Origin of the sequence: uncultured Caballeronia sp., assembly GCF_964243625.1 — a bacterium.
GTDB lineage: Bacteria > Pseudomonadota > Gammaproteobacteria > Burkholderiales > Burkholderiaceae > Caballeronia.
Genome location: NZ_CAXTGZ010000297.1, coordinates 1 through 7,174, shown reverse-complemented (window position 1 = coordinate 7,174; position 7,174 = coordinate 1). Strand labels below are relative to the sequence as shown.

The following is a 7,174-nucleotide window of genomic DNA, read 5'->3' as shown; positions in this document are numbered from 1 at the left end:
GGATACGGCCCGTCAAACTGCTCGACATACGCGTGATGTGAAACCAGCCCGACGCCTGAGTTCCAGTAATGCAGCGCGAACGCACCGGGTTCCAGCACAAAACGCGATGGGGCATCGGCATGCAGATCCAGCACGACCTGATGCGCAGTCGATGGCGCTATCGACGCGATCGTCCCGCCAAAACGTCGATGCACCGGCCGATGCACATGCCCGCACAACACACGTTCCACGTTCGGATGCTTCGCGATCAGCGCCTCGAGCTTGCCGGCAGCTTCGGCGTCGAGCGCCATGTCGTCCATATGTCCGATACCGGTTGCAAACGGCGGATGATGCAACGCGACGATAACCGGCCGCTCACGTGCTTCGTCCAACTGCTGTCCGAGCCACTGCAAGCGCGCGTCGCACAAAGTGCCGGGACTTGCATGAGGAATTTGCGAATCCAGCGCGATGACCCGTAACTCGCCAAGATCGAACGCGAATTGCACGAAGTCGCCATCTGCACCCTCTTTCCGCAAATAATCGGCATCGAATACTTCGCGCAGCGTGGCGCGGTCGTCGTGATTGCCGACCATCACATACACCGGCATGGTCAGCGGCTTCAGACAATCCGCCACATGCCGGTACTCTTCCACTGTCCCGAAGTCTGTCAGGTCCCCCGTCACCAGGACCGCATCGGGTCGCGGACTCATTGCGTTGAGACGCTCCACACAACGACGCAGACAAGCGGCGGTATCGACTTTTCGATAAGCCAGCGCACCAGGAACCTTGATATGCAGGTCGGAAATTTGAGCTAACAGCATGACGGTATTTCTCCAGATTAGTGCAGCGCGACCCAGCCCTCGTCACGTACCGATATCCCTACGATAGTCCCTTGCGCGAGTTCCACCCGGCCGGGGACATCGACAATCAATGCATCGGCGGCAGCATCCTTGATCTTGAGGCGTGTGCGTTCGCCAAGGAACATTGCCGACTCCACCGCGCCGCGTAATTGCGCGGACTCGGGATTGACGAGTTCGGCGTCCTCCGGGCGGAAAAACACTTCTGACCGGCCGCCATCCTGAACACGCAACTGCGCGACGAGTCCCTTCACGTTGATCGCGCCGCCGGACGCAATGAACGCATCATCGCGGCACTCACCGGCCACACGATTCAACGTGCCGATAAACTGTGCGACCGCGCGCGTCGCGGGCTGGTAATAGATTTCGCGCGGCGTGCCGCATTGTTCAATCCGCCCTGCACTCATCACCACGATGCGGTCAGCAAGCGCCATCGCCTCCGACTGATCGTGCGTGACGTAAATGCTCGTCACGCGAAGCTCGCGCAACAGTGCGTTCATCTCGGCACGCAGGGTTTCGCGCAGACGGGCATCGAGGGCGGTCAGGGGTTCATCGAGCAACAAAACACGCGGTCTCGGCGCCAATGCGCGTGCAAGTGCAACGCGTTGCCGCTGCCCGCCGGACAACTCGGTGATCGGCTTGTCGGCGTGCGCGGTGAGTTCGGTCATCGACAGCAATTCATCGACCCGGCGCCGCGCCGCCGATGCCTCCACCTTCTGAATGCGCAGACCATAACCCACGTTGCCGCGCACCGTGAGGTTCGGGAACAGCGCATAGTTCTGGAATACCATGCCGACCTGACGACGTTCAATAGGCAGTGCGGTGACATCGTCGGCGCCAAAACGGACGTGGCCACCCGCGTCGGGCTTCTCGAGCCCGGCGATCAGGCGCAATGTAGTCGTCTTGCCGCAACCCGATGGCCCAAGCAATACAAGCGTTTCGCCGGGTTCTATCGATAAATCGACGGGTTCGAGCACGCGTTGTCCGCGGAACGTTTTCGCGCATCGGCTGAGGGTGACTGGGACGGCTTCGAGTCTCATCGTGCGGTCTTTACGGTTGGAGTTTGAACGGGCAGCGGGTCGGGGACACGCCGCAATGCACGTTTGCGTTTTGCCGCCGCGCGAGCGCTTTGTGCGCCGGCAGGATCGACGCCGAGCCACTGCATCGCGATCAACAATGGCAGCGTCATCAACAGGAAAAGTATCGTGTATGCGCTGCCGATTTCAAGGCGCATCGACGCATAGGCATCGGCGAGTCCGACGGGAAGCGTTTTCGTGTCGGGCGTATGCAGCATCCACGTCAGGTTGAATTCGCCGATGGACAACGTCAGCACCGCAAGCGCGCCGGCAACAATGCCAGGCCGCGCATTGGGCAGCACGATGGTAAAAAACCGCTGTGTGAACGACGCACCAAGGCTCGCTGCACCTTCTTCCATCGTGCGCAGGTCCGTTCCAGCGCAAACGGCCGCGACCGAGCGCACCATGAACGGCAGCGTGAACACGACGTGCCCTGCCACGATGAACCACATGCTGGAGCGAAACGCGCTCCAGCCGCCATACACGGAAAGCAGCGCTAGCGCCGTGGCAAGTCCGGGCAAGGCAATCGGCAATACGAGCAGCTCTTCGATCCACCTCGCCGAGCGGCTGTTGCTGCGCGCGAGCGCGTAGGCTGCGGGCACGCCTATCGCGAGCGTGATGGCGAGCGTGGCGAGCGCGATTTCTATCGATAACCAGACGGAGCCCTGGTACATCGCCCATACTTGCCCGAGCCATTTGAGCGTGAGTCCGCTCGATATGCCGCGAAAGTAATTGACGGTCAGGCCGGCCATCACCGACATCACGACGGGCACGACCATGAACGCGACGAGCGCGAGTGTGACGACCGTTTGTGCAGCAACGAGCAGACCGCGCGGCTTCATGAATTCAGGCATCGGTTGACCTCATGCAGTGGCCGCGACGGTCGCGCCGGTCAGACTGCGCGCAACCGCCAGCACCGCCCACGTGACAAGACCCAGCACAATCGACAAGGCCGCCGCCGTTGCCAGGTTCGCGTTGAGCGTGAACTCGGTGTAGATGGTCATAGGCAAGACGTCGAGGTCGGTGGCAAGCGTGAACGCCGTGCCGAATGCGCCCATCGCGGTCGCGAAACAGACGGCGCCCGCCGCGATCAACGCGGGCATCAGGGCGGGCAGGACGACATCGGCGAAGATCCGCCACGGCGATGCACCCAGCGAACGCGCCGCCTCTTCGAGCGACGCATCGAGCTTGGTTGCAGCCGCCATGACGGTGACGATCACGCGCGGTATGGAGAAGTAGAGATAGCCGAGGAACAAACCGCTGAGCGAGTACGCAAACACCCAGCGATCGCCGGTGAGCCGCGTGGAGATGGCGCCGATCAAACCCTGGCGTCCGGCCAGCATGATCACCATGAATCCCACCACCACGCCCGGAAACGCGAGCGGGAACGTCAGCAACGCGACCAGCAGGCGCTTCGCCGGCACATCCCGGCGAGCGAGGAACAAGCCCGCCACTGTCGACAACACCAGCGTCGCCGCCGTCACCGCCAGTGACAACGCGATCGTCGCGACGAGGCTGTGCAGATAGCGCGCATTGGTCAGCACCTCGCGATACGCGCTCAACGCATTGGGCACGGCGCTCGCCTGCAGCAGCGCAACGAGCGGCAGCAACCAGAACGCGATGAACACCGCGAGCGCGGGCGCGAGCAACGCAATCCGTGCGCGCGTGGAGAAGGTGGAATCTTGCATGTCTGAAAATCAGTGCATCACACGAAGATACTCTTCGCCGAACGCACTTTGCTTCGCAGCCATCTTCGCGAAATCGACATCCTTGGCACGCGCATAGTCGGATGCCGGCAGGAATTTGGCGGCGACATCGGGCGGCAGCGTACCGCCACGCACCGGACGCAGGAACGCGTTGGCCCACAAGCGCTGCCCTGCGTCGGACAGCACAAAATCGAGCACCTTCTCGCCGTTCGCCTGATGCGGTGCGCCTTTGACGAGGCTCATCACATACGGCACGACGATGGTCCCTTCCTTCGGAATCACGAACTCCACGTTCGCGTGATCCTTGTATTTCGCTCGATAAGCATCGAAGTCATAGTCGAGCAGGATTGGAATCTCACCGGACATCACACGCGCGTACGCAGTCTGCTTCGGCACGATCGGCGCGTTGGATTTCATCTTCGCAAACCAGTCGAGGCCGGGCTTGAAGTTATCGAGCGTACCGCCCAGCGCCTGGTTCACCGCAACCGCGCCGGCATAGCCCACGAACGCGGACGATGGATCCAGATACCCGACCATGCCCTTGTATTCCGGCTTCAACAAATCAGCCCATGAACGCGGCACGGGTTTGCCATCGAGCGCATCCTTGTTCACGAAAAAGCCCAGCGTACCGGAGTGGATTGCGAACCAGTAACCGTTCGGGTCCTTCATGCCGGCCGGGATATCGTTCCAGTGCGCCGGCTTGTACGGCTGCACGAGATCCTTGTCCTTCGCCTGGAACGCCGACGACACGCCGAGATACACCACGTCGGCAATCGGGCTCTTCTGCTCGGCCATCATCTGCGCGATGGCCTGGCCGGAGTTCTTGTTGTCGAAGGGAACACGAATGCCCGTCTGCTTCTGGATGGCTTCGATCTGGCTCGCCCAGTCGGCCCATTCCGGCGAACAGTTGTAGCAGATCGCGGTGCCGTCGGCATACGCGGCGCCAGCCGCGCAAAAGGTGGCCGTCGCGGCAAGCAGCGTGGCGAGGAGTTGACGGATTTTCATGCAGGATTCTCCGGTTCGAGAGCGGCCATCCGGGCCGCAGGTTCGATGTATGACGCGATAGTCGCGCCGGTTCGCACGTTATGAGGCAACTTGAAGGGAATGGGCTCATTAGCTTCGTTCGCGGCTTCGTCGATGGCTTTGCTGTCGGGCAAACCGAGCTGCTTCGCCAGATGACGCCATGCGTGCCGGCCGATCTCGCGATTCGGCGTGGCGACGCTCGAAAGCGCGGTCGATAACCACTCGCCGAGTGGAATGCCATCGAAGCCGAGCACGGAGATATCGCCGGGAACCAGCAGACCCGCATGACGCAGCCCGCGAATCACGATCATCGCGAGGCGGTCGTTGCTGCAAAAGAGCGCGGTCGGACGGCGCAGCGGGTCCGAGAGATGCGCGAGCAAGCTGGCCGGCAACTCTTCCGCGTTGAAGTCCATCTCGAGCGGTGCGTAGGGCGTGAGGCCGGCGTCGAGCATGGCATTTTCATATCCGCGGTACCGCAGCCGGGCGCGATCCGATTCGGCAAACGACCCGGCAAGCATCAGGATGCGTTTGTGGCCGCGCTGCAGGAGTGCGCGCACGCCATCGCGCGCGGCCCTCCTGTTATCCACCGATACCGCCGCACGGCACGCGGTGTCGTTATGCGCGAGCACATACGGCAACCCGATGCGATCGAGTTCATCGAGCAGCGGATTGGATTCGGCATCGGCCACGGTCGCAATCAGGCCGTCCACGCGCTGCTCGCGCAAGGTCTCGATGGCGCGGCGTTCGCGCCCACTGTCGTAGGCGGTGGTCATCAGCATCAGCCGATAGCCGCTGGCGGACGCGGCTTCATCGATACCTTGCAGCGACTCTGCAAACACCGGATTGGCGAGCGTCGGCACGACCACGCCGACGAGCCGCGTGCTCACCCCACGAAGCTGCCGGCCGCGCGCGCTGGGCATGAAATCCAGCGCTTCGATGGACTCGCGCACCTTTGCGAGCGTCTCGGCGTTGAGCAGCTCCGGCGTGTTGAGTGCACGCGATACGGTGGCAATGGAGACGCCGGAATGTGCGGCAACGTCTCTGATGGTGGAGTGCATGGGCCAGTCGGGAAAGAGATGAAAACGGTTACAGCGGACGGATTATCTGAGCGCCGTGTGACGCTGGCATGACTGCCTGTGAGCCAGAGCGTCATCTTTTTGGAACCCGTCCTTACCAACTCTTTCTGCTTGTTATGTGGAAGTAACCGTGACGAAAGCGCAGCGCCTTTTGCGCTTCATGTGCAGGTGTTCCAATGCGGGCGGAAACGAAAAATGGCCATCAAGTCCGGACTCGTCCCCACAGGCCACGCGGCCACCCGCTTTACACACAACAAACGACATCGGAGCTTCACACATGTTTCGTCGAGCCTTACTGGTTGGCGTACCCACTGCAGCAATGGCCATCGGCCTCTATGCATGCGGCGGCGGCAACGACAGCAACCCCGACTCGTCACAGTCGATCCAGAACCGTCTCGCGACGGCCACGCCGATCAAGCACGTCGTCGTGATCTATAACGAGAACGTCTCGTTCGACCATTACTTCGCGACCTACCCGAACGCGGCGAACCCGGCCGGCGAGCCGGTGTTCACGGCCGCCGCGGGCACGCCGGCGGTGAACGGGCTGAGCGGGGCGCTGCTGACGGCGAACCCGAACTTCACGAACACGTTGAATGGCGCAGCGGCTGCGAACCCGTTCCGTCTCGACCGTACGCAAGCTGCATCGGCCGACCAGAACCACGCTTATCGCGCGGAACAACAGGCTTATAACAACGGCGCGGCCGACCTCTTCCCGAAGTTCACGGGTAAAGGCACGGCGGGCGGCGCTGGTTCGTTTGGCACAGCCGGCCAGGTCATGGGTTACTACGACGGCAACACGGTCGGCGCGCTGTGGAACTACGCGCAACACTTCGCGATGAGCGACAACGCCTACACGGACACCTACGGTCCGTCGACGCCGGGCGCGCTCGAAGTGGTGTCGGGCCAGACCAACGGCATGCAGGTCGTGAAAGCGAGCCAGGGTCCGGTCAGCGCGACGAACACGGGCAGCTACTACGTCAATGACGGCCAGGGCGGCTTCACGATGATCAACGACGTCGACCCGGCTAACGACACGTGCTCGAGCACGACGGATACCGCGTTGATGGCCGGCAAGAACATCGGCGATCTGCTGAACGCGGCCAACATCTCGTGGGGCGGCTTCATGGGCGGCTTCAACCTGGCGACCGTGAACAGCAACGGCACGACGGCCTGCAAGCGCAGCACGTTGTCGCCGGTGGTGGGTCAGGCAACGGCCGACTACGTGCCGCACCACAACTGGTTCCAGTATTTCGCGTCGACGGCGAACCCGACGCACGCACGTCCGAGCTCGCAGGCTGCTATCGGCTTGTCGCTCGAAGCCGATGGCAAGACGCCGGAACCGGCTAACCACCAGTACGACACGGATGACTTCTTTGCATCGGTGAAGGCCGGTAACTATCCGTCGGTCAGCTTCATCAAGGCGCCGGCGTTCCAGGACGGCCACGCTGGATACTCGG

At 62.3% G+C, this 7,174-nt stretch carries 7 protein-coding genes; 1 reads left to right on the top strand and 6 read right to left on the bottom strand.

Annotation, left to right across the window (positions count from 1 at the left end; translation table 11 throughout):
* The 6 genes from ACFFAR_RS19465 to ACFFAR_RS19440 all read right to left on the bottom strand — a co-directional run.
* A partial coding sequence (locus ACFFAR_RS19465; protein WP_375508294.1) for a phosphodiesterase occupies nucleotides 1-800 on the bottom strand: 800 nt, incomplete at its 3' end.
* A gap of 17 nt (nucleotides 801-817) precedes the next feature.
* Nucleotides 818-1,876: an ATP-binding cassette domain-containing protein gene (locus ACFFAR_RS19460; protein WP_174364679.1), complete on the bottom strand. Its 1,059-nt coding sequence runs from the start codon at nucleotides 1,874-1,876 to the stop codon at nucleotides 818-820.
* Nucleotides 1,873-2,766: an ABC transporter permease subunit gene (locus tag ACFFAR_RS19455; protein WP_174364678.1), complete on the bottom strand. Its 894-nt coding sequence runs from the start codon at nucleotides 2,764-2,766 to the stop codon at nucleotides 1,873-1,875. The genes ACFFAR_RS19460 and ACFFAR_RS19455 overlap by 4 nt, the downstream gene beginning before the upstream one ends.
* Before the next feature lie 9 nt (nucleotides 2,767-2,775).
* Nucleotides 2,776-3,600 (bottom strand): ABC transporter permease subunit, encoded by an 825-nt coding sequence (locus tag ACFFAR_RS19450; protein ID WP_174364657.1) that lies wholly within the window; start codon nucleotides 3,598-3,600, stop codon nucleotides 2,776-2,778.
* Between the two features lie 9 nt (nucleotides 3,601-3,609).
* Nucleotides 3,610-4,623, bottom strand: coding sequence for an extracellular solute-binding protein (locus tag ACFFAR_RS19445; RefSeq protein WP_174364658.1), 1,014 nt, complete (start codon nucleotides 4,621-4,623; stop codon nucleotides 3,610-3,612).
* On the bottom strand, nucleotides 4,620-5,699 hold the full coding sequence (locus ACFFAR_RS19440; RefSeq protein WP_086383176.1) for a substrate-binding domain-containing protein: 1,080 nt from the start codon (nucleotides 5,697-5,699) through the stop codon (nucleotides 4,620-4,622). Before ACFFAR_RS19440 ends, ACFFAR_RS19445 begins: the two co-directional genes overlap by 4 nt.
* A 295-nt stretch (nucleotides 5,700-5,994) precedes the next feature.
* Between ACFFAR_RS19440 and ACFFAR_RS19435 the strand changes: the two genes are divergently transcribed.
* Nucleotides 5,995-7,174 (top strand): alkaline phosphatase family protein (locus tag ACFFAR_RS19435; protein WP_174364659.1); only part of this gene is annotated, 1,180 nt, incomplete at its 3' end.